The 23333-nt window shown below is 73.5% G+C and carries 23 protein-coding genes; 13 read left to right on the forward strand and 10 right to left on the reverse strand.

Going from position 1 to position 23333, the window contains the following annotated elements:
• Positions 1 to 37: 37 nt before the first annotated feature.
• Entirely contained in the window at positions 38 to 1468 is a 1431-nt protein-coding gene (locus tag MET2598_RS0123345; protein WP_236728802.1) for a phospholipase D-like domain-containing protein, read from the forward strand.
• Positions 1469 to 1759: 291 nt separating this feature from the next.
• Here the strand turns inward: MET2598_RS0123345 and MET2598_RS0123355 are convergent, their stop codons facing one another.
• On the reverse strand, positions 1760 to 2752 hold the full coding sequence (locus MET2598_RS0123355) for a lysylphosphatidylglycerol synthase transmembrane domain-containing protein (RefSeq protein ID WP_018262569.1): 993 nt from the start codon (positions 2750 to 2752) through the stop codon (positions 1760 to 1762).
• Positions 2752 to 3525 carry an endonuclease/exonuclease/phosphatase family protein gene (locus tag MET2598_RS0123360; RefSeq protein ID WP_012330867.1) on the reverse strand — a complete coding sequence of 258 codons (774 nt, stop codon included), beginning with the start codon at positions 3523 to 3525 and terminating at the stop codon, positions 2752 to 2754. The genes MET2598_RS0123355 and MET2598_RS0123360 overlap by 1 nt, the downstream gene beginning before the upstream one ends.
• 105 nt (positions 3526 to 3630) lie before the next feature.
• On the opposite strand from MET2598_RS0123360, the gene MET2598_RS0123365 reads away from it, so the two are divergent.
• From MET2598_RS0123365 to MET2598_RS42315, 4 genes are all read left to right on the forward strand, one after another.
• Positions 3631 to 4392, forward strand: a complete 762-nt coding sequence (locus MET2598_RS0123365) for an SDR family NAD(P)-dependent oxidoreductase (protein ID WP_018262570.1) — start codon at positions 3631 to 3633, stop codon at positions 4390 to 4392.
• Positions 4393 to 4409: 17 nt separating this feature from the next.
• A complete protein-coding gene (locus MET2598_RS0123370) occupies positions 4410 to 4925 on the forward strand; it encodes a metallophosphoesterase (protein WP_012330865.1) in 516 nt (171 codons plus the stop codon).
• A gap of 155 nt (positions 4926 to 5080) precedes the next feature.
• The gene (locus tag MET2598_RS0123375) at positions 5081 to 5401 is read left to right on the forward strand and encodes a hypothetical protein (protein ID WP_018262571.1); all 321 of its coding nucleotides are present in this window, start codon (positions 5081 to 5083) and stop codon (positions 5399 to 5401) included.
• A gap of 92 nt (positions 5402 to 5493) precedes the next feature.
• Positions 5494 to 5640, forward strand: a complete 147-nt coding sequence (locus MET2598_RS42315) for a hypothetical protein (RefSeq protein WP_012330863.1) — start codon at positions 5494 to 5496, stop codon at positions 5638 to 5640.
• A gap of 216 nt (positions 5641 to 5856) precedes the next feature.
• On the opposite strand, the gene MET2598_RS0123385 is transcribed toward MET2598_RS42315, so the two are convergent.
• Entirely contained in the window at positions 5857 to 6111 is a 255-nt protein-coding gene (locus tag MET2598_RS0123385) for a hypothetical protein (RefSeq protein WP_012330862.1), read from the reverse strand.
• Between the two features lie 157 nt (positions 6112 to 6268).
• On the opposite strand from MET2598_RS0123385, the gene flaF reads away from it, so the two are divergent.
• Positions 6269 to 6634 carry a flagellar biosynthesis regulator FlaF gene (gene flaF / locus MET2598_RS0123390; protein WP_012330861.1) on the forward strand — a complete coding sequence of 122 codons (366 nt, stop codon included), beginning with the start codon at positions 6269 to 6271 and terminating at the stop codon, positions 6632 to 6634.
• Positions 6635 to 6747: 113 nt separating this feature from the next.
• Here the strand turns inward: flaF and MET2598_RS0123395 are convergent, their stop codons facing one another.
• The gene (locus MET2598_RS0123395) at positions 6748 to 8163 is read right to left on the reverse strand and encodes an amidohydrolase (RefSeq protein ID WP_018262572.1); all 1416 of its coding nucleotides are present in this window, start codon (positions 8161 to 8163) and stop codon (positions 6748 to 6750) included.
• A gap of 214 nt (positions 8164 to 8377) precedes the next feature.
• Between MET2598_RS0123395 and MET2598_RS0123400 the strand changes: the two genes are divergently transcribed.
• The 6 genes from MET2598_RS0123400 (at position 8378) to MET2598_RS0123420 (ending at position 16126) form a co-directional block, all read left to right on the forward strand.
• Positions 8378 to 10168, forward strand: a complete 1791-nt coding sequence (locus tag MET2598_RS0123400; RefSeq protein WP_012330859.1) for a peptide ABC transporter substrate-binding protein — start codon at positions 8378 to 8380, stop codon at positions 10166 to 10168.
• A 30-nt stretch (positions 10169 to 10198) separates the two neighbouring features.
• Positions 10199 to 11158, forward strand: a complete 960-nt coding sequence (locus tag MET2598_RS0123405; protein WP_012330858.1) for an ABC transporter permease — start codon at positions 10199 to 10201, stop codon at positions 11156 to 11158.
• Complete coding sequence (locus MET2598_RS0123410) at positions 11124 to 12047, forward strand: ABC transporter permease (RefSeq protein WP_012330857.1); 924 nt, start codon at positions 11124 to 11126, stop codon at positions 12045 to 12047. The genes MET2598_RS0123405 and MET2598_RS0123410 overlap by 35 nt, the downstream gene beginning before the upstream one ends.
• A gap of 1 nt (position 12048) precedes the next feature.
• Positions 12049 to 12204, forward strand: a complete 156-nt coding sequence (locus MET2598_RS41535) for a hypothetical protein (protein WP_157182253.1) — start codon at positions 12049 to 12051, stop codon at positions 12202 to 12204.
• The gene (locus MET2598_RS0123415) at positions 12201 to 14042 is read left to right on the forward strand and encodes an ABC transporter ATP-binding protein (RefSeq protein ID WP_012330855.1); all 1842 of its coding nucleotides are present in this window, start codon (positions 12201 to 12203) and stop codon (positions 14040 to 14042) included. The genes MET2598_RS41535 and MET2598_RS0123415 overlap by 4 nt, the downstream gene beginning before the upstream one ends.
• Positions 14043 to 14350: 308 nt before the next feature.
• The gene (locus tag MET2598_RS0123420; RefSeq protein WP_020493672.1) at positions 14351 to 16126 is read left to right on the forward strand and encodes a patatin-like phospholipase family protein; all 1776 of its coding nucleotides are present in this window, start codon (positions 14351 to 14353) and stop codon (positions 16124 to 16126) included.
• A 216-nt stretch (positions 16127 to 16342) separates the two neighbouring features.
• Here MET2598_RS0123420 and MET2598_RS0123425 read toward each other — a convergent pair whose 3' ends face one another.
• On the reverse strand, positions 16343 to 16702 hold the full coding sequence (locus MET2598_RS0123425) for a hypothetical protein (protein WP_012330853.1): 360 nt from the start codon (positions 16700 to 16702) through the stop codon (positions 16343 to 16345).
• 148 nt (positions 16703 to 16850) lie between these two features.
• On the opposite strand from MET2598_RS0123425, the gene MET2598_RS0123430 reads away from it, so the two are divergent.
• Complete coding sequence (locus MET2598_RS0123430) at positions 16851 to 17504, forward strand: biliverdin-producing heme oxygenase (protein WP_018262575.1); 654 nt, start codon at positions 16851 to 16853, stop codon at positions 17502 to 17504.
• Positions 17505 to 17508: 4 nt separating this feature from the next.
• On the opposite strand, the gene MET2598_RS0123435 is transcribed toward MET2598_RS0123430, so the two are convergent.
• The 5 genes from MET2598_RS0123435 to MET2598_RS0123455 form a co-directional block, all read right to left on the reverse strand.
• Positions 17509 to 18969, reverse strand: coding sequence for an MDR family MFS transporter (locus tag MET2598_RS0123435; protein ID WP_018262576.1), 1461 nt, complete (start codon positions 18967 to 18969; stop codon positions 17509 to 17511).
• A gap of 139 nt (positions 18970 to 19108) precedes the next feature.
• Positions 19109 to 20554, reverse strand: coding sequence for an MmgE/PrpD family protein (locus MET2598_RS0123440; RefSeq protein ID WP_012330850.1), 1446 nt, complete (start codon positions 20552 to 20554; stop codon positions 19109 to 19111).
• Positions 20555 to 20629: 75 nt separating this feature from the next.
• Positions 20630 to 21364, reverse strand: coding sequence for a TetR family transcriptional regulator (locus tag MET2598_RS0123445; RefSeq protein WP_012330849.1), 735 nt, complete (start codon positions 21362 to 21364; stop codon positions 20630 to 20632).
• 88 nt (positions 21365 to 21452) lie between these two features.
• Positions 21453 to 22286, reverse strand: coding sequence for a pyrroline-5-carboxylate reductase (gene proC, locus MET2598_RS0123450; protein WP_012330848.1), 834 nt, complete (start codon positions 22284 to 22286; stop codon positions 21453 to 21455).
• A 98-nt stretch (positions 22287 to 22384) separates the two neighbouring features.
• Positions 22385 to 23275 carry an alpha/beta fold hydrolase gene (locus MET2598_RS0123455; RefSeq protein WP_012330847.1) on the reverse strand — a complete coding sequence of 297 codons (891 nt, stop codon included), beginning with the start codon at positions 23273 to 23275 and terminating at the stop codon, positions 22385 to 22387.
• Between the last annotated feature and the right edge of the window lie 58 nt (positions 23276 to 23333).

A 23333-nucleotide genomic window follows, 5' to 3' on the forward strand; every position in this document is an offset into this window, starting at 1 on the left:
CGCCGCATCGGGGAGATTGTTGGTCGTCACGATGAGAATGGATGACGCGTTGGCCGGGGCCGTCCCGGTCGCCCCGCCCCCGACCCTGTTCGTGCCGGGCCGCAATTGCTGGCGGGTGGCGCGGGCGGCCCGCGCCGCCCTGCTCGTCGACGGCGCGGATTACTTCGCGGCGCTGGAGGACGCGCTCGCGCGCGCCCGGCGCAGCATCACCCTGGTGGGCTGGGATTTCGACGGCCGCATCCGCCTGCGGGCCGACGCGCCGGAGGCGGCCTCGCCCCCGCTCGGCCCCTTCCTGCGCGCCCTCGTGGAGGCGCGGCCCGAACTGGAGCTGCGCATCCTGATCTGGAGCGTGGGCACGCTGCACGGGCCGGGCGAGGCGCTGCCGCTGCTGTTCGGGGCGGAGTGGCAGCGCCATCCCCGCATCCGGGTGCGGCTCGACACGCGCCACCCCCTCTACGCGGCCCATCATCAGAAGATCGTCTGCGTCGACGAGTGCCTCGCCTTCGTGGGCGGCATGGACCTGACCGTGCAGCGCTGGGACACGCAGGAGCACCGGGCCGAGGATCCCCGCCGGGTCGATCCGGACGGCGCCCCCTACGGGCCGGTCCACGACACCCAGATGGTGGTGGACGGGGAGGCGGCCCGCGCGGTCGGCGACCTCGTGCGCGCCCGCTGGCGCGACGCGACCGGAGAGGCGGTCGCCCCCGCCGAGGGACCGCCGCTCTGGCCGCGCGGCCTCGCCCCCGACTTCACGGACGTGCCGGTGGCGATCGCCCGGACCATGCCGCTCCTCGACGAGCAGCCCTCGGTCGAGGAGGCCGCCGCCCTCACGGCCGACCTGCTGCGCGGCGCCCGGCGCCACGTCTACATCGAGGCGCAGTACCTCACGGCGCGCTTCGTCGGCGACGTGCTGGAGGCGCAGCTGGCGCGGCCGGACGGGCCCGACGTGGTGATCGTGCTCACCCGCCGCTCGCACAACCTCACCGAGCGGGTCGCCATGGGCGCGCCCCGCGACCGCCTGATCCGCCGCCTGCGCGCCGCCGACCGGCACGGCCGCTTCCTCCTCGCCTACCCGGCGGTGCCGGGCCCGGCGGGCGAGTGCCAGGTCCTGGTGCACTCGAAGCTGGTGATCGTGGACGACACCGCCCTGCGGGTCGGCTCCTCCAACCTCAACAACCGCTCGGTCGCGCTCGACACCGAGTGCGACCTCGCCGTCGGGGGCACCGACCCGGCGACCCGGGCCACCATCGCGGCCCTGCGCGACCGGCTGCTGGCCGAGCATCTCGGGGCCGATCCCGCCGCCGTGACGGCGGCGATCCGGGCGGAGGGGTCGCTCGTGCGGGCGGTGGAGCGGCTCAACACCGGCCCGCGGGGCCTGCGGCCCTTCGCGGTGCCGCCCGAGGAGGGCCTGATCGAGCCCCTCCTCGGCGCGGACCTCCTCGACCCGGAGCGGCCGTTCGGGAGCTGAGGCCGGCAGGCGCACCCGGCGCGCCCGGGGCCCTCTCCCTTCGGACGAGCCGCCCTCGGCGCGCACCCGCGTGGATGCGTCGAACTTGGCCGCGATCGCTGCCCCGAATTGTCCCTATAAATTGTCCCTATACTTGTCAGGACAGCAGGCGTAGGCTCCGCTTCATGAACAGGATCGCACCAGACACCCTCGTGCACTGGTCGGAAGTGGCGGCGCTGGCCCTGCTCGTGCTCGCCCTGGCGGTCGCCGAGGTGATCTGACCCGCTCTCCGCGCGCCCTCTGCGCGCGCCCTCACCGGGCGGGCGAGGCCGCCGGGCCGATCGCGTCCCGCCCGGGCGCCGGGCCGGCGCGTCCCCTTCGCCGGAACACCACCTCCGCCCCCGCGAAGACCAGGAGCCCGAGCGCCAGCGGCACCAGGAAGTACACGACGCGGAAGGCGATGAGCGGCCCGATCACGTCGGTCCCGGGCAGGAGATGCACCACCACGCTCTCGATCACCCCGACGCCGCCCGGCACGTTGGTGACGAGCACCGCCGCGTTCGCGATCACGAAGACCGAGGCGACGCCCGGATAGGCCACGTCCGAGACCGCCGCGAGCACCTGGTGCAGGCAGGCCGAGACCAGGGCGAAGTTCACCGACCCCACCGCCACCTGGGCGAGGGCGATGCGCCAGGGCGGCACCTCGATCGACCAGCGGCGGATGGTCAGGCGCCCGAGCCGGAAGGCCGCGGCCGCGAGGTAGAGCCCGACCCCAGCCAGGCAGGCGAGCGCCGCCGCCACGATGCCGCCCCGCCCCAGACCCGTGATCTCCTGCGCGAGCCGCGGCCGCAGCAGCAGCGCCAGCGCGCCGAGCGCCATCAGCCCGAGCGCGACCGTGAGGCCGCAGAACAGGACCAGCTTGGCGCTCTCGGCCAGCGTCAGGCCGCGGCGCGCGTAGAAGCGGTAGCGGATCGCCCCGCTGCTCAGGCCGGACAGGCCGATGCTGTGGCCGACGCCGAGCGCCACGAAGGCCGCCACGCCGACGTACCGGTAGGGGAGGGGGCGCCCGATCGCCCGCAGGGCCAGCCAGTCCCCTGCCGTGAGGCAGAGGTAGCTGCCCGCCGCGAAGGCGCCCGCCCCCAGGAGTCGGGCCGCCGGGATCGCCCGCACCGCCGCGTCCAGCTCCGCGAGGCCGTAGCCCGAGAGGGTGCGGACGAGGAGGTAGGCCCCGAGCGCGACGCTGAGCGCGGTGGTGATCAGGGTCCAGCGGCGGCGGCGCCCGCTCCCCGCCCCGTGCCGCGCCATCACGCCACCTCCGCCCGGTCGGGGCGCGGCGCGCCCGCCGCCGGGGCGAGGTCGAGGTCGACGAGGAGCGGCAGGTGGTCCGAGGCGACCCGCGCCAACGGCCCGCGCACCACCTCGACGTGCCGCACCCGGATCCCCTCGCTGACGAAGACGTGATCGAGCCGCAGCAGCGGGAACCCGGACGGGAAGGTGCGCTGGCGGCGCGGCACGCCGGCGGCGCGCTGCGCGTCCCGGAGATGCCGGGCGAGGCGCCGGTAGGCGGCGGAGGCCGGCACGGCGTTGAGGTCCCCCACCAGCACGAGGGGCGGGCGGCAGCCCGGATCGGCCAGGAAGCGGGGCCCGAGCAGGGCCTCCGCCTGCCGGGCGCGCTCGCGGCGGCGCAGGCCCAGATGGGTGGCGATGACCTGGACCTCCGTGCCGCCGGCCTCGATCGCCGCCCAGAGCGCGCCGCGCGGCTCGAGGTGCGGGCGCCCGGCGAGGCCCGGCAGCGCCTCGGCCCGCACGAGGCGGGAGGGCAGGGCGGTGAGGATGGCGTTGCCGTACGCCTCCTCCATCACCCGCAGGGCCGCGTGGAAATGCGCCCGCATGCCGAGATGCTCCGCGATGGCGTGGGCCTGATCGATCCGCCCGGAGCGCGGGCGGCCGACGTCGAGCTCCTGCAGCGCCACCACGTCGGGCCGGCAGGAGGCGAGGACCGCGGCGATGCGCGCGGGGGAGAGGGTCCCGTCGGTGCCGAGGCAGCGGCGGACGTTGTAGGTGATGAGGCGCAGCACCCTTCGGGATTCCCGGATCGCTCCCCTCAACGGGGCAGCAGCGCGGCGGTTCACGGGCGGCCCCGCCCTCTGCTAAGCCGGAAGGCGCAACGACGGGAGGCGCGCATGAAGGTTCAGGGCATCGCGGCCGTGGTCACGGGGGGCGGGTCGGGCCTCGGCGCGGCGACGGGCCGCGCCCTCGCGGCGGCGGGCGCCCGGGTCGCGCTCCTCGACCTCAACGAGGAGGCCGCGCGGGCGGTCGCGGAGGAGACCGGCGGGCTCGCCCTCGCCTGCGACGTCTCGGATGCGGGGAGCGCCGAGGAGGCGGTGTCCCGCGCCGCCGCGGCGCACGGCCCGGCCCGCATCCTGGTCAATTGCGCGGGCGTCGCCACCGCCGGGCGGATCGTCGGTCGCGCCGGCCCCCTCGACCTGCGCGCCTTCGCCCGCGTCGTCGAGATCAACCTGATCGGCACGTTCAACCTGATGCGGCTCGTGGCGGCCGGCGCCCTGACCCTCGACCCGCTGGAGGGGGGCGAGCGCGCCGTCATCGTCTCGACCGCCTCGGTGGCGGCCTTCGAGGGCCAGGTCGGGCAGGCGGCCTACGCCTCCTCGAAGGCGGGCGTCGTCGGGCTGACCCTCCCGGCCGCCCGCGAATTCGCCCCCGCCGGCATCCGGGTCTGCGCCATCGCGCCGGGCCTGTTCGAGACGCCGATGATGAAGGGCCTGCCGCAGGAGGTGCAGGATTCCCTCGGCGCCGCGGTGCCCTTCCCGCCGCGGCTCGGCCGGCCGGAGGAATATGCCCGCCTCGTGCTCGCGATCATCGACAATCCGATGCTCAACGGCGAGGTCATCCGCCTCGACGGGGCGCTGCGCATGCAGGCGCGCTGAGCCCGTCCCCGGATCGCATGACCGTCTACTTCACGAGCGACACGCATTTCGGCGACCCGCGGGTGCTGCGCATCGACCGGCGCCCCTTCGCCGGCATCCCCGAGCACGACGCGGCCCTGGTCGCGAACTGGAACGCGACGGTCGGGCCGGGCGACACGGTCTGGCACCTCGGCGACTTCGCCCTCGGGCCCCCGCCGGAGCGGGTCGCCGCTCTCCTGGCGGGACTCCACGGCGAGAAGCACCTGATCGTCGGCAACAACGACGGCCCGGCGACGCTCGGCGCGCCGGGCTGGGCCTCGGTCGCCCACTACGCCGAGATCGACGAGGGCGGCCACCGCCTGGTCCTGTGCCACTACGCCTTCCGCACCTGGAACCGCATGGGGCGCGGGGTGATCGACCTGCACGGCCATTCCCACGGCCGGCTGAAGCCGATGACCCGGCAATTCGACGTCGGGGTCGACGCCTTCCCGTACCGGCCCGTGACGCTCGCCACCATCCTGGCCTCGCGCCGCCGCGCCGCCGCGCCGGCCTGACCCGCATCGGGGCCGGGACAATTCGGGGTCGGGAAAATCCGGAACCCTGGCCGGGCGTCGCCGTTTCTGGGATGCCTCTCCGCGCCATGCGACAAGCCTCCTGATCTGAGGCTTATCGCCGCAGGGGGTGCCGACCATCCCGACCGAGTTCAGCGATGACCCGACCGCTTCGCCCTGCCCTGTTCCCGCTCACGGCCGCGCTTCTCGTCGCGGCCGGCTCCGCCCTCGCGCAGCCGGCCACCTGCGCGCCGGCCCACCGCAAGCTCCAGGAGGCCGATGCCCTGCGCTTCCAGGCCCGCCAGGAGGCCCGGATCGGCGACCGCGACCGGGTCTGCGACGCGCTGGGCGACATCGAGGACCGCTACGAGGACGCGCAGGACCGCTTCGAGGCGTGCGGTGCGGGCCTCGCGTCGATCGACCTGCGCGGGGCACTGCGCAGCGTGCGCCTGGAGAAGCGGGCCTTCCGCTGCGACTGAGCGCTCCCCCGGGTGCGTCCCCGCACGGACGGCCACGTCCGCGCGAGGGCATCCCCTCTCTCAACGAAGTCCGCTTGCCACTGGAGACCGTCATGCTCACCGAGTCCGCCCGCACCGAGTCCGCCCCCCGCGTCGATGCCGCCATCCCGGGCGCGCATTCCTTCGCGGCCGCGCTCTGCGGCTTCCTCGGCTCGACGGCGGCCACCACGGTCGTGATGGTCCTGCTCAGCACGCTCTGATGCGAAATCCGACGGATTGCGTCGCGAGGCGGATGTCGGCTTCGCTCCCGCGCCGCGCGGGCTTGCCATGCGCTGTCCGGACGTGATCGTCCGGCCGGACGTGATCGTCCGGACAGCGCATGAGACCGGATTCCCCGATGCGGACGCCCCGGACCGGCGATGGCGGCGCGAGCGGACCCGAAGGCCGCCGGACACGAGGGCCGGGACGCGCCGCGCTCAGGGCGGCGCCACCGACCAGAAGCGGCGGCGGGCGAACAGCATGTCGGGCTGCCCCACCGGGGCGACGCCCGCGAGGCTCGGCGGCGCGGCGGGGGGTGGGCAGACGGGCTCCGGCCGGCGCAGCGCGACCGCCGGCAGCTGGGGCCGCACCAGCCCCATCCGGACCTGGACGTCCGGGTTCCGGACGGCCGCGATCGTCGCCACGGTGGCCATGAGGGCGCCCGCGACGGCGCCGAGGACGAAATTCAGCATAGCGGGCGACGGATGAGCCGACATCGTAGCGGTTTCAGGGCAGGGCGCCGAATCGCCCCGCGCCCCCTCCTCGCCGCGACACTCACAACCCAAGCTTAACGCTCTGGTGCGAGCCTCCGCCGACCGCCCTTGTGCAGGGTCGGAGGAGTTGCATCCGATGAGTTACGGAGCGAACGCTTACGCCAAGGTTGCGCAGGCGGCCCTGACGCCGCGGGAGGCCGAGGCGGCCGTGCTCATCAAGGCGGCGGCACGGCTCCAGGCGATCCAGGACAACTGGACCGACCAGCAGGCGGGATTGAACGAGGCGCTCACCTTCAACCAGAAGGTCTGGACGCTCCTCTCCACGGCCGCGACCGAGCCCGACGCGCCGCTCCCCGCCGACCTGAAGCAGTCCATGGCGCAGCTCGGCGCCTTCGTGTTCACGCGCACCTTCGACGCGATGATCGAGCCCCACGCCGAGAAGCTGACCGCGCTGATCCGGATCAACCGCGAACTCGCGAGCGGCCTGCGCGGCAACCCCTAGGCGCCGGCCGCGACCCGCGGCCCCAGCCAGGATAGCGTCGGGCGCGTCCGCCCGGATTCTCGTTCCCGCATCATTCCTGCCGCCGAAGCGGCGACCGCTTCGGCGAGCGACGCTCAGCCCCGCGACATGTCGAGGGGCGGGGCGACCTCGGGCGGCAGCGGCGAGGCGTAGCCGTCCCGCGTGCGCGCCCGCAGTTCCGCCCAGGCGGCCTCCCGCAGGGCCGGGTCGGCGATCAGGGCCGCGCCGGCCGCCGCCATGGCCTTGGCCACCTGCACCATGGCCTTGTGGGCCGCCGGGCTCTTGCCCTGCGCGACCACCTGCCAGGTGTGGAAGGGCGTGCCGATCGCGACCGTCGGGGCGTGGGCCTGCACGGTGGGCACCACCCAGCTCACGTCGCCCACATCCGTCGAGCCGATCGCCGGGTTGCGCTTGGCGTCGAGGGGCACGAGGAAGTCGGCGAGCGGCGCCTCGGTGGGCGGCATCCCGATCGCCCGCCAGACCGCGGCAATGTCGCCGGGCGCGAGCGTCGCCCGGATCGCGCGGGCGAAGGCCCGGTCCTCCTCGTCGAAGGGCGGGGGGCCCAGCTCCTCCATCACCGCGTGCAGGGTCTCCTCCAGCGGCGCGTTGCCGACGAGGTCCGAGACCGCGCTGACGATGCGCATCTCGACGGCGGTCTCGGTCATCAGGGCCGCGCCCTCGGCGATCCTGCGCACCCGCGCCACCAGCTCGCGCATGCCGGCGAGGTCCCGGGCCCGGATCGAGTAGCGCACCCGCGCGTGGGCCTGGACCACGTTGGGGGCGATGCCGCCCGCGTCGAGGAGCGCGTAGTGGACCCGCGCGTCGCTCGGCATGTGCTCGCGCATGTAGTTGACGCCGACATTCATCAGCTCGACCGCGTCGAGGGCGCTGCGGCCGAGATGCGGCGCGGCCGCCGCGTGGCTCGCCCGGCCGGTGAAGACGAAGTCGGCCCGGGTGTTGGCCAGCGCCAGCGGGGGCGCCACCTCCCAGAAGCTCGCCGGGTGCCAGGTGATCGCCGCATCCGCGTCCGCGAAGGCGCCGGCCCGCACCATGAAGGCCTTGGCGGCCCCGCCCTCCTCGGCCGGGCAGCCGTAGTAGCGCACGCGGCCCGGCCGGCCGGTCTCGGCGAGCCAGTCCTTGAGGGCGGTCGCGGCCAGCAGCGCCGCCGAGCCGAGCAGGTTGTGCCCGCAGCCGTGGCCCGGCCCGCCCGGCACCAGCGGCCGCGGCTCCGCCACCCCCGCCTCCTGGCTCAGGGCCGGCAGCGCGTCGTACTCGCCCAGGAAGGCGATCACCGGCCCGCCCGCGCCGGCCTCGCCGACGAGCGCGGTCGGAATCTCGGCCACGCCCTGCACGACCCGGAAGCCCTGGTGGCGCAGCTCCGCGGCGTGGGCCTCGGCCGAGCGCGCCTCCGTGTAGCAGACCTCCGGCGTGGCCCAGACCGCGTCGCTCAGTGCGATCAACCGGTCCTTGTGGAGGTCGACCTGCCGCCACACGGCGTTGCGGTTGTCCATGGATGCCTCCCGGTCGCTGCGCGCATCCGCCCGGTATGCCGGCCCGGGAGCGGCCGGCGAACCGCTCCCGCTGCACGGCTCCCCGGCGCCCGGCGGATACCCGACCGGGCAAAGTGGCGCGAGACTTGTAAAGCGGTGGCCCGCGGCCGCGGGCCGCTTGCGGATGCGGGCGTCTGGTGCATGCTGCCGGCACTGCACGGAAGGGGCGAGGCTGATGAACGAACGTGACCTGCGGACGCTGATCGGCGCGGTGAAGGACGGACGGCTCTCCCGGCGGCACTTCGTGCAGCGGATGATCGCGCTCGGCCTCACCGCCCCCATGGCCGGCATGATGCTGGCGCAGGAGGGCGTCGCCCAGACCGCCGAGGGGACATCCGCCTACAAGCCCGCCAAGGCCGGGGGCGGGGGGGCGCTCAAGCTGCTGTTCTGGCAGGCCGCGACCCTGATCAACCCGCATTTCGCGGTCGGCACCAAGGACCAGGAGGGCTCGCGCATCTTCTACGAGCCCCTCGCCGCCTGGGACGCCGAGGGCAACCTGTTCCCGGTGCTCGCCGCCGCGATCCCGAGCCGCCAGAACGGCGGCGTCGCCGAGGATGGCCGCTCGGTGACCTGGAAGCTCAAACCCGGCGTGACGTGGCACGACGGCAAGCCCTTCTCGGCCGACGACGTCGTCTTCACCTGGCAATACGCCGCCAACCCCGCCACCGCGGCGGTGACCTCCGGCAGCTACAAGGACATCAAGGTCGAGAAGGTCGACGACCTCACCGTCAAGGTTCTGTTCGACAAGCCGACGCCGTTCTGGGCCGATGCCTTCGTGTCCTCGGCCGGGATGATCATCCCCAAGCACCATTTCGAGGCCTATATCGGCGACAAGTCGCGCGACGCGCCCGCCAACCTCGCGCCGGTCGGCACCGGCCCCTACAAGTTCGCGGAGTTCCGCCCCGGCGACATCGTGCGCGGCGTGCGCAACCCCGACTACCATATGCCGAACCGGCCCTCCTTCGACACGATCGAGATGAAGGGCGGCGGCGACGCGGTCTCGGCGGCCCGCGCCGTGCTGCAGACCGGCGAGTACGACTACGCCTGGAACATGCAGGTCGAGGACGAGATCCTCAAGCGCCTCGAGGCCGAGGGCAGGGGCCGCGTCGAGATCGTCTACGGCGGCAACCTCGAATTCATCCTGCTCAACGCCACCGATCCCTGGACCGAGGTCGACGGCGAGCGCGCCTCGCTCAAGACCAAGCACCCGGCCTTCTCGGACCCGGCGGTGCGCAAGGCCATGAACCTGATCGTCAACCGGGCGGCGGTGCAGCAATTCATCTACGGCCGCACCGGCCGGGCGACCGCCAACGTGCTCAACGGCCCCGAGCGCTTCCGCTCGAAGAACACCAGCTTCGCCTTCGACACCGACAAGGCCGCGCAGATCCTGGAGGAGGCCGGCTGGAAGAAGGGCGGCGACGGCATCCGCGCCAAGGACGGAAAGAAACTCAAATTCGTCTACCAGACCTCCATCAACGCCCCCCGCCAGAAGACCCAGGCCATCGTCAAGCAGGCTGCCCAAAAGGCCGGCATCGACATGGAACTGAAATCGATTCCCGGCTCCGTGTTCTTCTCCTCGGACGTCGCCAACCCGGACACCTACCCGCACTTCTACGCCGACATGGAGATGTACACCTGGAACATGGCGCAGGCCGATCCGGGCGTGTTCATGCTGCAATACGTGTCCTGGGAGGCGGCCACCAAGGAGAACAAGTGGCAGGGCCGCAACATCTGCCGGATGCGCAACGACGAGGCCGATGCCTGCTACCGCGCGGCGCAGGGCGAACTCGACGCGGTCAAGCGCGCGGCCCTCTTCATCAAGATGAACGACATCGTGGCCTCCGAATACGTCATGCCGCTCCTCCACCGGGCCCAGGTCTCGGCGGTCGGGGCCAAGCTCCAGGCGCCGTCGAGCGGCTGGGACAATTCGCTCGCCTTCCTGTTCGACTGGTACAAGGAGGCGTGAGCCGGTTCTCCCCGAGCTGACGCGCCGCGCATGGGCGCCTACCTCCTCCGCCGCCTGCTGATCGCGATCCCGAGCCTGGTCGGGATCAGCCTGATCCTGTTCACCGTGCTGGCGCTCGCGCCCGGCGATCCTTTCGGGGAGCTCGCCACCAACCCCAACGTGCCGCCCGAGGTGCGGGCGGCGCTCCGGGCCAAATTCGGCCTCGATGACCCGATCCTGGTGCGCTACCTGCACTGGTTCCTCGCCATGCTGCAGGGCGATTGGGGCTTCTCCTTCGCGAGCCGGGTCAACGTCGACGACCTGATCCTGCAGCGCCTGCCGACCACCTTGTTCGTGGTCGGCTCCTCGCAGGTGCTGGCGCTGCTGATCGCGCTCCCGGTCGGGATCCTGGCGGCCCTGCGGCCCTACTCGCTCCTCGACCAGGTGGCGAACACGCTCGCCTTCGTGGGCTTCTCGCTGCCGACCTTCTTCACCGGCCTGCTGTTCATCCTGCTGTTCAGCCTCAAGCTCGACTGGCTGCCCTTCGTCTACAACGCCGACATCGCGGCGACGGGCTGGCAATGGTACTGGGAGCATCTCCGGCAGGCGATCATGCCGATCGCGGTGCTGGGGCTGTTCCAGGCCGCCTCCTACACCCGCTACGTCCGGGCCTCGGTCCTCGACGTGGCGCGGCTCGACTACGTCACGACGGCCCGCGCCAAGGGCCTGAGCGAGCCGGTGGTGACGCTGCGCCACATCGCCCGCAACGCGCTCATCCCGGTGGTGACGCTCGTGGCGCTCCAGATCCCGGCGGTGTTCGGCGGCGCCATCGTCACCGAGCAGATCTTCCGGGTGCCGGGGATCGGCTCGCTCCTCATCAACGCGATGCTCGCCAACGACACGCCGGTCGTGATGGCCGTGACCTTCGTGTTCGCCTGCCTCGTCGTCCTGTTCAACCTCGTCGCGGACCTCCTGTATGGCTGGCTCGACCCTCGCATCTCCTTCGGCTGAGGCGGCGCCCGCGCCCGCCGCCTCCGGCCGGGACACGTGGCGGCGCTTCCGCCGCCACCGGCTGGCGGTGGCGTCGAGCGTGATCCTGGCGGTGCTGGTGCTGGGGGTCGTGTTCGGCGGGCTGCTCTGGCCGGTCGCCATCGACGACATCGACTTCTCGGCCATGCTGCAGGGCCCCTCCGCCCAGCACCCCTTCGGCACGGACGATCTCGGCCAGGACCTGCTCGCCCGCATGATCTACGGCGGGCGGATCTCGCTCGCGGTCGGCTTCGCGGCGATGCTGGTGGCGACCCTCGTCGGCGTGGTGGTGGGATCGATCGCCGGCATGTCCCGCCGCCTGCTCGATCCCGTCCTGATGTGGGTGACCGACCTGTTCCTGTCCCTGCCGCAGCTGCCGCTGCTGCTGCTCGTGATCTATCTGTTCCGCGACCAGCTCAAGCAGGTCTTCGGGATCGAGGGCGGCATCTTCGTGATGGTGGTCGCGGTGATCGGGGGCTTGCGCTGGATGCCGGTGGCGCGGCTGGTGCGGGCGCAGTTCCTGTCCCTGCGCGAGAAGGAATTCGTGGAGGCGGCGCGCGCGCAGGGGGCGGGGCCGCTGCACCAGGTGACGCGCCACATCCTGCCGAACGCGCTCGGACCCGTGATCGTGGCGGCCACGATCGAGGTCTCGGCGGCGATCATCGCCGAATCGACCCTCTCCTTCCTGGGCCTCGGCTTCCCGCCCGACATCCCGACCTGGGGCCGCCTCCTGTTCGACGCCAAGGACCACCTCGACGTCGCCCCGCACTGGGCGCTGTTCCCGGGCGCGGCGATCTTCCTGACCGTCCTGTCGATCAACTTCATCGGCGACGGCCTCAGGGACGCGCTCGACCCGCGGCGGGTGCTGTGACGTGACCTCCGCCCGGACGATGGAGGCCGACGAGCAGGGCCGCCGCCGTCCCGACGCCGCCATGCAGGCTTTGCGCATCATCGAGCGGGAGCCCGAGGCCGCGCGCCGGGCCCTCGCCCCTGACGACGCACCCCCTCCCCACCCGGAGCCCCCATGACGCCGATCCTCTCCGTCCGGAACCTCGCCACCGCCTTCCGGGTGGACGGGCGCTGGCGCCCGGTGGTGCACGGGGTCTCCTTCGAGATCGGCCCGCGGGAGACCGTCGCGCTGGTCGGCGAGTCGGGCTCCGGCAAGAGCGTGACCGCGCTCTCGACCATGCGCCTCACCCCCCGCGACGCGAGCCGCATCACCGGCGAGGTGGTCCTCCAGGGCCGCGACCTCCTCACCCTGCCGGAATCCGAGATGCGCAAGGTCCGCGGCGGCGACGTGGCGATGATCTTCCAGGAGCCGATGACGAGCCTGAACCCGGTGCTCACGGTCGGCTTCCAGATCGCCGAGGCGCTGATGGCCCATCGCGGCCTCTCCCGGGCCGAGGCCGAGGCCGAGACCGTGCGGCTCTTCGACAAGGTCCGCATCCCGGCGGCGGCCTCGCGGGTGCACGACCACCCCCACCGCTTCTCGGGCGGCATGCGCCAGCGGGTGATGATCGCCATGGCGCTCGCCTGCCGGCCGAAGCTCCTGATCGCGGACGAGCCGACCACCGCCCTCGACGTCACCATCCAGGCCCAGATCCTCGACCTCATCAAGGCCCTGCAGGACGAGGAGGGGATGTCGGTCCTGTTCATCACCCACGACATGGGCGTGGTGGCGGAGATCGCCGACCGCACCGTGGTGATGCTCGACGGCCGGGCGGTGGAGAGCGGGCCGACGGAGGACATCTTCCACCGCCCGACCCACCCCTACAGCCGGGCGCTCCTCGCCGCGGTGCCGGCCCTCGGCGCCATGCGGGGCCGGGCGCGGCCGGCCCGCTTCCCCGTCGTGGACCGCACCACCGGCGAGACCGTGCCGGCGCCCGAGGAGGCCGCCGCGGCGGGGCCCGCCGCGGCGGAGCGGCCGGTGCTGGAGGTGAAGGGGCTCACCACCCGCTTCGACATCCGCGGCGGCCTGCTCGGGCGGGTGCGGGGCCGCGTGCACGCGGTCGAGACCGTGTCCTTCGACCTGCGGGCCGGGGAGACGCTGGCGCTCGTCGGCGAATCGGGCTGCGGCAAGTCCACCACCGGCCGCTCGGTCCTGCGTCTGATCGAGCCGCTCGCCGGCTCCGTGCTCCTCGACGGCGAGGACATCCTGGCGCTCTCGCCCGAGGCCCTGCGGCAGCGGCGGCGGCGCATGCAGATGATCTTCCAGGACCCCTTCGCCAGCCTCGATCCGCGCATGAGCGTCGGGGCGGCGATCGCCGAGCCGCTCCTGATCAACCGCCTCGCCTCGCGGCGCGAGGCCGAGGCCCGCGCGGCGGACCTGCTCGGGCGCGTCGGGCTCAAGCCCGAGATGGCGGGCCGCTTCCCGCACGAATTCTCCGGCGGCCAGCGCCAGCGCATCTGCATCGCCCGGGCGCTCGCCCTGGAGCCGCGCCTGATCGTGGCGGACGAATCCGTCTCGGCCCTCGACGTCTCGGTGAAGGCGCAGGTGGTGAACCTGCTCCTCGACCTGCAGGAATCCCTGCGCCTCGCCTACCTGTTCATCTCCCACGACATGGCGGTGGTGGAGCGCGTCAGCCACCGCGTGGCCGTGATGTATCTGGGCGAGATCGTGGAGATCGGTCCGCGCGCAGCGATCTTCGATGCGCCGCAGCACCCCTACACCAAGCGCCTCCTCGCCGCCGTGCCGGTGCCGGATCCCTCCCGCCGGCGCGCCCGCCACGGCCTCTCCGCCGACGAGATCCGCAGCCCGATCCGCGCCGTGGACTTCGTCCCCCCGGAGCGGGCCTACCGGGAGGTCTCCCCCGGCCACGTGGTCCAGGTCTGGGGGCCGGAATGGGAGGAGGCGGCGGCGGCCTGAGCGCGGGACGCCCGACCAGGCTGTCGCGGTCTCCCGTGCCCCCCGGGGGCCGAGGCGTTCCCGTCACACAACTTCCGTTTGAGATGATCGCCGATGATTGCGCTATAGAGTTGATTATCCCTGTCTCGGCACATCCCTGGTCCTTTCTGACATTCTGTCATCCGCCATCTCAGACCAGGTATTCATCTTCAAATGAACGATAAAATATCCGGTACAGGGAAGATAAGACGCCTACACCAGATAGAGATTGCCATGTGACGAGAACATGCTGCATCCTCTCGATCTGTCCGTGATCGGGGAGGATCGCGATGGGCATGGATTTCGAGATCGGCTTCGTCATGGCGGGTGCGATCTCGGCGGGAGCCTATTCGGCCGGCGTGATGGATTTCATCACCGAGGCGATCGATGCCTACGAGGCGGTCCGCGAGACGGAAGGCTGGAGCGGACCGACGCACCGGGTGCGCGTCCCGGTGATCGCGGGCGCCTCGGCGGGCGGCATGACGGCCGCGATCACCAGCCTGTGCTGGTTCACGGACCTCTCCCATGTCGGTCCCGGGGAACCGCCGGGACCGGAGGCGAACCGCCTCTACGCGAGCTGGGTGCGGGAGATCGACGTCGCGCCGCTGCTCGACCCGGGCGGGCTCAACCGCGGCGTGCTCTCGGTGCTCAACTGCGCCATCCTCGAACGGATCGTCGACGACACCCTCACGGCCCAGCGCCGCACCCGCCGCCGGACCTGGCTCGGTCGCGGCGACTCGCAGGATGTCGCGCTGATCATGACGGCCTCGAACCTGCGGGGCGTGCCCTACGCCTTCCAGCTGTTCGGCCAGGACAAGAGCGAGTTCTACGGCATGCTGAACCATGGCGACGCCATGCGGTTCATGGTCGGCAGCAGACCCCGGCCGGTGCCGGGCTTCGTCGGGCTCGACACCGACGACCTGCCCCTGCGGATCCCGCCCGACGCGTCGGACCGCTGGTTCGCGCTGAAGCAGGCCGCCCTGGCGACCGGCGCCTTCCCGATCGGCCTGCAGGCCCGGCAGCTGCAGCGCGATTTCTCCGACTACACCGCGGTGCCGAGCGTCACCTACCAGGACGGGACCGGCCAGACCTGCACGGTCCCGCCGCACGTCGCCACGCCTCCGGTTCCCTTCGGCTTCGTCGCCGTGGACGGCGGCGTGATCGACAACGAGCCCTTCGAGATCGCGCGGCGCTACCTCGCCGGGGGCCTCGCGTCGAACCGGCGCGATGCCAGCAGGGCGACCCGGGCGATGATCCTGGTCGATCCCTTTCCGAACCACGCCGCCCTGCCGGACGGGCCCGCGCCGGGGGATCTGCGCCTCCTCAGCGTCGTACCGGCCTTCCTCCGCACCCTGATCGATCAAGCCCGCTTCAAGCCGGAGGAGCTCGCGCTCGCCCAGAACGATCGCGTGTTCTCGCGCTTCGCCGTGGTCCCGAGCCGCCCGGTCGCGGGGGATCCGACCCCGAAACATCCGATCGCCTGCGGCATCCTGGGCGGGTTCGGCGGCTTCCTGCACGAATCCTTCCGACGGCACGATTACCTGCTCGGACGGCGCAACGCCCAGGCCTTCCTGCGCTGGAGCTTCATGCTCGCCGAGAGCAACCCGCTGTTCGAGGAGTTCAGGGCGCGGCGCGGCGCGGCGGCGCAGGCTTGGTACGTCAAGGAGCCGCCGGACAGCCGGGGCAGCATCGCGCCCGGTGCCGACGCGCAGGCCCGCAACGCCGTCGTCGCCTCGACGGTGGACGGGCTGGGGACGGAGCCGGCCTTCCCGATCATCCCCCTGACCCCGCGGATGCTCACGCCCATCGAGATCCCGGCGCCCGATCTCCCGGATCCGGATGCGGTGGATCTCGATCGGATCGGCGACCGGCTCCAGGCGCGGCTCTCGGCCGTGGCCGGTGCCCTGCTGCGCCACGACCTGCCGGAGGTCATCGATCTCGGCTATGCCGGATGGCTGTCGAGCTATCCGGCCCAGCACTACCTGGCCACGGTCGGGACCAAGCTCGGCATGAAGTCGATCCGGGAGGGGCTGAGCGAGCTTCGCGAGGCGTTCCCCCGCGCCTGAGGGCGGGCGGCGGCAGGGTCGCGGCCGGCGAGGCGGCCGAGGAGGATTTGCCCGAGGTTTCCGGCCGGATCGGCAGGAGCGCCCGCGCCGCGCGGCAGGCCGCGCCGCGCGGCAGGCCGCGCCCGAGGATCGCCCGGTCAACCGAGCCTGATGGGAGCCGTTCCCGTCCGCGGCGCGAGCGCGCACGATGGGACCGGGCGCGCGCCATCCGCCGGATCACGACATCCGCGGCCAGGGTTCCGTCCGCGGGCGCTCGCGCCGCCAGGGCCGGCTCAGGAGCACGAAGGCGAGGAGGACGCCCGCCGCGTACCAGACGTGCAGGCTCTCGTAGCCGGTCTCGGGCGCCCAGGCGAAGCCGCCCATGAACACGTAGCCCACCGCGACGCCGAGGCTGCGGAAGAGGAGCAGCCAGGGATGCTGCAGGATCGGATCCTGCAGGTACCACGCCTGCGCCGCCAGCCCGAGGGCGTAGAGCACGCCGCCGATCGGCAGGCCGAGGAACAGCGACAGCACGGCGCGCAGGAAGAGGCCGGGCCAGTCGCGGCGGCGGGTCGGGGACGCGGATGCCTCGCTCATGCGCAGCACTTGCCTCCTTCGCCCGCGCGGGACAAGGGGCCGAATGGCCCCGGGGGCGGAGAGCGCTTCGTCCCCGGGAACGGATCGGGCCTTGCCGCGATCCTGATCCTGTGCCCCCGTCGCCAGCCCGTCACCCTTGGAGCCGCCCGTGACCGATCCCCACCCCGACGCAGCCCTGTCGCTGGTCCTGCGCGCGCAGACGCAGGCGGCCCACGCGCGGGTGGAGGCGCTCAGCGGGCTGCCGGGGACGATCCGGGACCGGGGCGGCTACGCGGCCTGCCTCGCCGCCATGCACACGGTCTGGGGCCCGATCGAGCGCGACCTCGCCCGGCAGGAGGGCTGGGAGGCGCTCGCGCTCGACCCCGCCGCCCGCGCCCGCGTCCCGCTGCTCGAACGGGATCTCGCCGACTTGCTCGCCGACTCGGCGGCCGCCGCCCCGGTCCCGGCCGCGCCGGTCGCCCCGAGCGCGTCCCTGGCGGAGGCCCTCGGGCGGCTCTACGTGCTCGAAGGCTCCGCGCTCGGCGGGCGGCTCATCCTGGCCGAGCTGCGGCGGCGCCCGGACCTCGACCTCGGCACCGCCACCCGGTTCTTCGCCGGCCACGGAAGGGCGACGGGCCGGCTCTGGGCCGAGCTGCGGGCCGCCCTCGACGCCTTCGGGGCCCGCCATCCGGGCGAGCGCGCCGCCGTGATCCGCGGCGCCCTCGACGCCTTCGGCGCCTTCGAGGCGGTCTTCGCCCGCGAGGCGGTCTTCGCCCGCGAGGCGGCCCTCGCGGCGCCCGAGGCCTCCCCGAAGGCCGCCTGACCGGCTACTCGGCCGGGGTCTCGCGCGCCCGGCCGAGGGGCACGTGCGGCACCAGGAGCGCGAGCAGCACCGCCGCCGCGGCGATGCCGAACATCGCCCAGAAGGTGAGGTGCAGCGCCTGTTGCAGCGTCGCGCGGATCTCGGTCAGGCCCGCCCCGCCGCCGCTGGCGAGCAGGTGCTGGAGCTGGTCGGCATGCACCCCGGTTCCGGCCCGGGCGAGGCCGTGATTGAGCACCGCCCCGAACAGCGTCGCCCCGAGCGTGCTGCCGAGGTTGCGCGAGAAGACGTTCGAGGCCGTGGCGCTGCCGCGCTGCGACCAGGGCACGATCTCCTGGATCAGCACCAGGGCGGCGGTGCTGAGGAGCCCCATCCCGAAGCCCATCACCAGCGAGGCGAGGCCGGCCGTGACCGGGGCGGAGCCGGGGCCGAGGGTCAGGAGCACGCTCGCCCCGAGCGGCAGCAGCAGGCTCCCGGTGAGGAGGATCGGCCGCAGGCCGAACCGGGTCAGGGTGCGGGCCGCGAGCGTGGCGCCGATCGGCCAGCCGAGCACCATCACGGTCAGGGCGAGGCCCGCCACCAGGGGCGTCTGGCCGAGCACGCCCTGCACGTACATCGGCAGGAAGGTGGTGAGGCCGATCAGCGCCATGCCGGCGAGGAGCGAGCAGCCGTTCGAGGCGGCGATCGGCCGGCGGCTCCAGACCGAGAAGGCGATCACCGGCTCGGGCGCCAGCCGCTCCTGCAGCACGAACAGGGTCGCGCCGACGAGCGCGACGCAGGCCGCCGTCATGGCGCCCCAGCTGTCGGAGGAGCCGGCCTCGGTGAGCGCCACCATCAGGGCGCCGATCGCCACCGTGAACAGGGCGGCGCCCGCCGCGTCGATCCGGCGCTCGGCCCGGGTCACGCCCTCGTGCAGGAAGGTCGCGAAGCCCGTCGCCGCCAGGAGCCCGACCGGGATGTTGAGCCAGAAGATCCAGGCCCAGGAGGCGTGCTCGATGATGAAGCCGCCCGCGAGCGGCCCGAGCACCGCGGAGGTCGCCCAGACGCTCGCCAGGAAGCCCTGGATGCGCCCGCGCTCCTGGGCGCTGTAGAGGTCGCCCACGATGGTGAGCGCGATCGGCTGGATCGCCCCCGCCCCGACGCCCTGGAGCAGCCGGAAGGCGATCATCGCCGGCATCGAGCGGGCGAAGCCGCAGAGCAGCGAGCCGACGAGGAAGACGGCGATGCCCGCGAGCATCACGGGCTTGCGGCCGTAGACGTCCGAGAGCTTGCCGAACACCACCGTCGCGGCGGTCTGGGTGAGCAGGAAGGAGGAGAACACCCAGGAATAGAGGGCGAGCCCGCCGAGGTCCCCGACGATCTGGGGCATCGCGGTCGACACGATGGTGGCCTCGATGGCGACCATGAACATGGAGGCCATCACCGCCGCGATCACGAGGGGGCGGCGGGTCGTCGGGAGTGCTGGCATGACGGATCCGATCGGCGGGCCGCGTCGGCCGCCCGCTTCGCGGCTGAGCTAACCCACTGGCGTGCCACGACAAGGGCCCGGCGGGGGCCGCGCAGGGCAGCCCTGCGGCGGGCGCAGGAGCGCCCCCGCCGTGCCCGCCTCAGGCCTGGACCCCCGCCCGGGCCACGTCGCCCGCGTCCTTCAGGTTGGCCACGTCCCAGGCCAGGGCCATCACCCGCCGGACCTGCGCCTCCGGCAGGATGCCCTCCGCGAGGTCGTTGAATTTCCGCTCCAGATCCGCGTCGCTCATCGGATTCTCGACGCTGCCGATCGCGTGCTCGATGTGCCGGGTCAGGGTGCGGCCGTCCGTGAGCGTCACCGTCATGTCGACCTGCTCGGGCCTGATTCCGGGCGTCACGGTCGGGACGACCTTGGCCCGCAGGGAAGCGATCTCGGGGTCGCGCACCGCCCGGTCGCTGAACTGCTTCTCGCCGCCCGCCCCCTCGGCCAGCGCCACCGCGACCGCGTGGGAGATGCTGAACTTGCCCTCGAGCCCGGAGCGCGGCGCGGTCTTGCCGGTCAGTTCAAGCACCAGCGGGTGGACCTTGAGGTCGACGCGGGCGATCTGGCCGGGGGTCAGGCGGTTCTCGTTGCGCAGCTGCACCGCGGCGTCGATGGCCGGATGCATGACGATGCCGCAGGCGAAGGGCTTGTAGGTGTTGAGCAGTGCCTCGTAGCGGCTCCCCAGCCCCTCGGTGATCTCCCGGTAATCCTGCTTGGTCGAGATCGTGTTGGCCCAGCCGCGCTTGGCCTCGATCATCGCGTCCGAACTCGTGTAGTTCTTCGACGCCAGGATGGCCGCGAAGAGCCCGTTGGCGGCGGCGCGGCCCGGATTGAAGCTCTTGTTCATCGAGCCGAAGGATTCGCGCAGGCCCACCGGCTGCGAGGCGGCGAGGCCGAGCGCCCAGACCATCTGCTGCTCGCTGAGCCCCATCAGCCGGCCCGCGGCGGCCGCGGCCCCGAACACGCCCGCGGTGCCGGTGATGTGCCAGCCGACGTCGTAGTGGTTGGGATAGACCGCGTTGCCGATCCGGCACTCGGTCTCGATGCCGAGCACCAGCGCGTTGAGGAAGTCCCGGCCCGGGACCGGGCGCATCTCGGCCAGGGCCAGGATCGCCGAGGCGACCGGGCCGGCCGGATGGATCACGGTCTTCAGGTGCGTGTCGTCGTAATCGAAGATGTGGCTCGACACGCCGTTCAGGAAGGCGGCGTTCATGATGTCGAAGCGCTCCGCGCGCCCGAACAGCCCGGCCTGGGGCGGGCCGGAGAAGGGCTGCAGGGCCGCGACCGCGACGTCGAGCGTCTCGTGGTGCGAGCCGCCGATGGCGACGCCCACCCAGTTCAGGAAGGTGCGGGTGCCCTCGCGCCGGACCGGTTCGGGCAGGTCCTCGTAGCGCGCCGTGGTCACGTAGCGGGCCAGCGCGCGGGTGACGTCGCGGGGCGCGGCCGGTTGCGGCGCGGCCGGCTCGGGCGCGGCCCGCGCGGCGGAGCCCGCGAGCGCGACGCCCGCGGCGCCGATCAGCGTGCGGCGGTCCAGCATGACCATGGCGTTTCCTCCGGTTGTTATGACACCCCTATACAACGCGCGGTGTCGGATCCGTCACCGGAGGCCGCGCCGGGCTCAGATCGCGACCGGGTCGGTATCCAGCCGGTCGTCGTCGGCCTCGTCGCGGGGCGGCCGGCGGGTGCGGCCGCGGCCGCGCTCGACCAGCGAGCGGCCGAGCGCCCGGAACGGGGCCGTGAGGCGGCGCAGGTCCTCGGCCCGCTCCATCAGCCGCTCGCCGTTGCGGATCTCGCGGTCGAGGCGGGCCATGGTGCGGGCGAGCGACGGGTCGTCGTCCTCGAGCCAAGTCTCCAGGGTGCGGGCGAAGGCGATCACCACGCCCTGGAGCTTGAGGCGGCCGAGCGGCCCCTCGGTGTCGATCCCGGCCGCGGCCAGCATGAAGCGCTGCGAGTTCAGGGCGACGCCGTTGAGGGCGGCGAGCGAGAGCGGGTCGCCGCGCAGCGCGAAGGCGATGCGGCGCAGGGCCGGCTTGTAGGGCGTCATCGCGTCGAGGCGGCGCATCAGCACGTCGAAGAGCCGCTCGCGGGCGGGCTCCTCGGCGAGGTCGTCGCCCGTGCCCTCCAGCACCTGCTTGTCGATCATGCGCGAGAAGCCGCCGAGCACCGCGCCCTTGGAGGGGAAGAGGTCGCGGAACTGCGCGAGGCTCACCCCCGCCTCGCGGGCGATGTCGGTGATTTCGATGTCGCTCCAGGGCTGCTCGGCGGCGAGCCGCATCAGCGCCTCGACGATCGCCTCCCGCGGATTGGCGGGCGCGGCCGCCGGCGCGTCGTCGGAAAGGGGCTTGCGGGCCATGCGATGCTCCGATGCGGGTTCCCCCTCCATGTAGGGGGTTCCGCGCGCGGCGGCAGGGTGGGGCGCTGCGGCGGGCTGTCGTAGCGGGTCAGCCCGACAGGTCCGCCGAGCGGGTCCTGGCCGCCGCCACCGCCTCGCGCAGGCGGTCCGGCAGCCCGCCCGCCCCCATCAGCACGGCGAGCGCCGCCGCCGTGGTGCCGCCCGGCGAGGTCACGTTCCGGCGCAGGGTGCCGGGATCGAGGGGGCTCTCGGCGAGGAGCGCGCCCGCCCCCGCGACGGTCTGGCGGGCGAGGCGGGCGGCGACCTCCGGCGGCAGGCCCGCGGCCGCCCCGGCCTCGGCCAGCGCCTCGGCGAGCAGGAAGACGTAGGCCGGGCCGGAGCCCGAGACCGCCGTGACGGCGTCGATCAGGCTCTCGTCGGCGAGCCACTCGACGAGGCCGATCCCGGAGAGGAGCGCGTCGGCCATGCGGCGCTGCCGGGCGCTGGTCTCGGGGCTCGCCGCCGCGCCGGTGGCCCCCTTGCCGATGCTCGCCGGCAGGTTGGGCATCGCCCGCACCACGGCCCGCGCCGCGGGCAGGCGGGCCTTGAGGTTCGCCACCGTCTTGCCCGCCAGCACCGAGAGCACGAGCGTGTCGGGACCGGCCAGGGGCGCGACCGCGGGGGCGGCCGCCTCCAGCCCCTGCGGCTTGATGGCGAGCACGAGCGCCTCGGGGGGCGTCAGCCCCTGCGGGTTGAGGGCGATGCCGCGCCGGGCGCAGAGATCCGCGAGGTCGGCGGAGGCGCCGGGATCCACGACCGCGATGCGCGACCCGTCGAGCCCGCCCGCGAGCCAGCCCTCCAGCATCGCCCCGCCCATCTTGCCGGCGCCGACGAGGATCAGGGAGGCGGGGAGATCGGAGGCGTTCATGGGGAACCGGTCCATACCAGCCTCGAGGGTGAAATCCGGGTGGTTCGGCGCGAGGCAGACCTATCCCGAACCGGGCCGCGCGACCAGCCTCCCGCGCCGCGCCCTTCCCGCCTTCAGCCGACCGCCGCCCGGATCGCCGCGCGCACCCGCTCGGGCGCCTCGAAGGGCAGGAAATGCGTCGTGCCGGGCAGGGTCTCGACCGTGAGGCCGGGCGGGCGGTCCCGGTCGAGGGCGCAGGTGCTGTCCTGGGCGGCGCGCAGGATCAGGGCCGGCCGGGCGAGGCGGGCGAGGGCGCCCCAGATGTCGTGGCCGAGGGCGAGGAAGTTCGAGGCCTCCCAGGCGGGCGCGCAGGCGAGCTCCACCGTGCCGTCCGGCCGGTCGCGGAACCCGTCCGCCACGTAATCGGCGAGCGCCGCGTCCGGCCAGGTGCGGAAGGCGCCCCGCCCGCGATAGGCGGCCTGCGCCGCCGCCCGCGACGGGAAGACCGGGCGCCGGCGCAGCGCCATGTCGGCGAGCGGCGAGTGGCGCCGGATCAGCCGGCGCAGCACCGGCAGGCGGGCGACGAGCGCGTCGCGCCGCCGCAGGATCACCGGATCGAGGAGCACGAGGTTGCGCACCCGGTCCGGCCGGCGCGCGGTCGCCAGCAGGGCGGCGGCGCCGCCCATCGAGTGGCCGACCAGCGTGAGCGGCTTTCCGCCGAGCCGGTCGAGCACGGCCACGAGATCCGCCGCGAGGTCGTCCCAGCCGCGGCGGCCGCGCGGCTCGGCCGGCAGCGTCGTGGCGCCGTGGCCGCGCTGGTCGTAGGCGAGGAGGCGCATCTCCCCGGCCAGCGGCGCGAGCAGGCTGCGGTAGGTGCGGGCCGTGAAGCCGTTGGCGTGCAGCAGCAGGGCGTCGGGCGGCCGGCCCGGGGGGCCGAAGGCGAGGGCCGCGACGCGCCCGCCCGACGGATCGCCGATGTCGAGCGTCTCGCGCGTGAAGGGGGCGTCCCGCACCTCGGCCGGCATCGTCCGTGTCTCCCTGTCCAGCCTTCTCCCTAGCGGGGGACGGCGAGGGACGGCAGGG

This window comes from Methylobacterium sp. WSM2598, assembly GCF_000379105.1.
GTDB lineage: Bacteria > Pseudomonadota > Alphaproteobacteria > Rhizobiales > Beijerinckiaceae > Methylobacterium.

Excerpts from the sequence above, each read along its gene's own strand:
- MET2598_RS0123455 (WP_012330847.1), bottom strand. The coding sequence starts at position 23,275 with ATGCCGGCCGAGGTGCGGGACGCCCCCTTCACGCGCGAGACGCTCGAC.
- MET2598_RS0123375 (WP_018262571.1), top strand. The coding sequence starts at position 5,081 with ATGACCCGACCGCTTCGCCCTGCCCTGTTCCCGCTCACGGCCGCGCTT.
- MET2598_RS0123385 (WP_012330862.1), bottom strand. The coding sequence starts at position 6,111 with ATGCTGAATTTCGTCCTCGGCGCCGTCGCGGGCGCCCTCATGGCCACC.
- MET2598_RS0123425 (WP_012330853.1), bottom strand. The coding sequence starts at position 16,702 with ATGAGCGAGGCATCCGCGTCCCCGACCCGCCGCCGCGACTGGCCCGGC.
- MET2598_RS0123445 (WP_012330849.1), bottom strand. The coding sequence starts at position 21,364 with ATGGCCCGCAAGCCCCTTTCCGACGACGCGCCGGCGGCCGCGCCCGCC.
- MET2598_RS0123355 (WP_018262569.1), bottom strand. The coding sequence starts at position 2,752 with ATGGCGCGGCACGGGGCGGGGAGCGGGCGCCGCCGCCGCTGGACCCTG.
- MET2598_RS0123345 (WP_236728802.1), top strand. The coding sequence starts at position 38 with ATGGATGACGCGTTGGCCGGGGCCGTCCCGGTCGCCCCGCCCCCGACC.
- MET2598_RS0123370 (WP_012330865.1), top strand. The coding sequence starts at position 4,410 with ATGACCGTCTACTTCACGAGCGACACGCATTTCGGCGACCCGCGGGTG.
- MET2598_RS0123435 (WP_018262576.1), bottom strand. The coding sequence starts at position 18,969 with ATGCCAGCACTCCCGACGACCCGCCGCCCCCTCGTGATCGCGGCGGTG.
- MET2598_RS0123440 (WP_012330850.1), bottom strand. The coding sequence starts at position 20,554 with ATGGTCATGCTGGACCGCCGCACGCTGATCGGCGCCGCGGGCGTCGCG.
- MET2598_RS0123415 (WP_012330855.1), top strand. The coding sequence starts at position 12,201 with ATGACGCCGATCCTCTCCGTCCGGAACCTCGCCACCGCCTTCCGGGTG.
- proC (WP_012330848.1), bottom strand. The coding sequence starts at position 22,286 with ATGGACCGGTTCCCCATGAACGCCTCCGATCTCCCCGCCTCCCTGATC.
- MET2598_RS0123400 (WP_012330859.1), top strand. The coding sequence starts at position 8,378 with ATGAACGAACGTGACCTGCGGACGCTGATCGGCGCGGTGAAGGACGGA.
- MET2598_RS0123410 (WP_012330857.1), top strand. The coding sequence starts at position 11,124 with ATGGCTGGCTCGACCCTCGCATCTCCTTCGGCTGAGGCGGCGCCCGCG.
- MET2598_RS42315 (WP_012330863.1), top strand. The coding sequence starts at position 5,494 with ATGCTCACCGAGTCCGCCCGCACCGAGTCCGCCCCCCGCGTCGATGCC.
- MET2598_RS0123405 (WP_012330858.1), top strand. The coding sequence starts at position 10,199 with ATGGGCGCCTACCTCCTCCGCCGCCTGCTGATCGCGATCCCGAGCCTG.
- MET2598_RS0123420 (WP_020493672.1), top strand. The coding sequence starts at position 14,351 with ATGGGCATGGATTTCGAGATCGGCTTCGTCATGGCGGGTGCGATCTCG.
- MET2598_RS0123395 (WP_018262572.1), bottom strand. The coding sequence starts at position 8,163 with ATGGACAACCGCAACGCCGTGTGGCGGCAGGTCGACCTCCACAAGGAC.
- MET2598_RS0123365 (WP_018262570.1), top strand. The coding sequence starts at position 3,631 with ATGAAGGTTCAGGGCATCGCGGCCGTGGTCACGGGGGGCGGGTCGGGC.
- flaF (WP_012330861.1), top strand. The coding sequence starts at position 6,269 with ATGAGTTACGGAGCGAACGCTTACGCCAAGGTTGCGCAGGCGGCCCTG.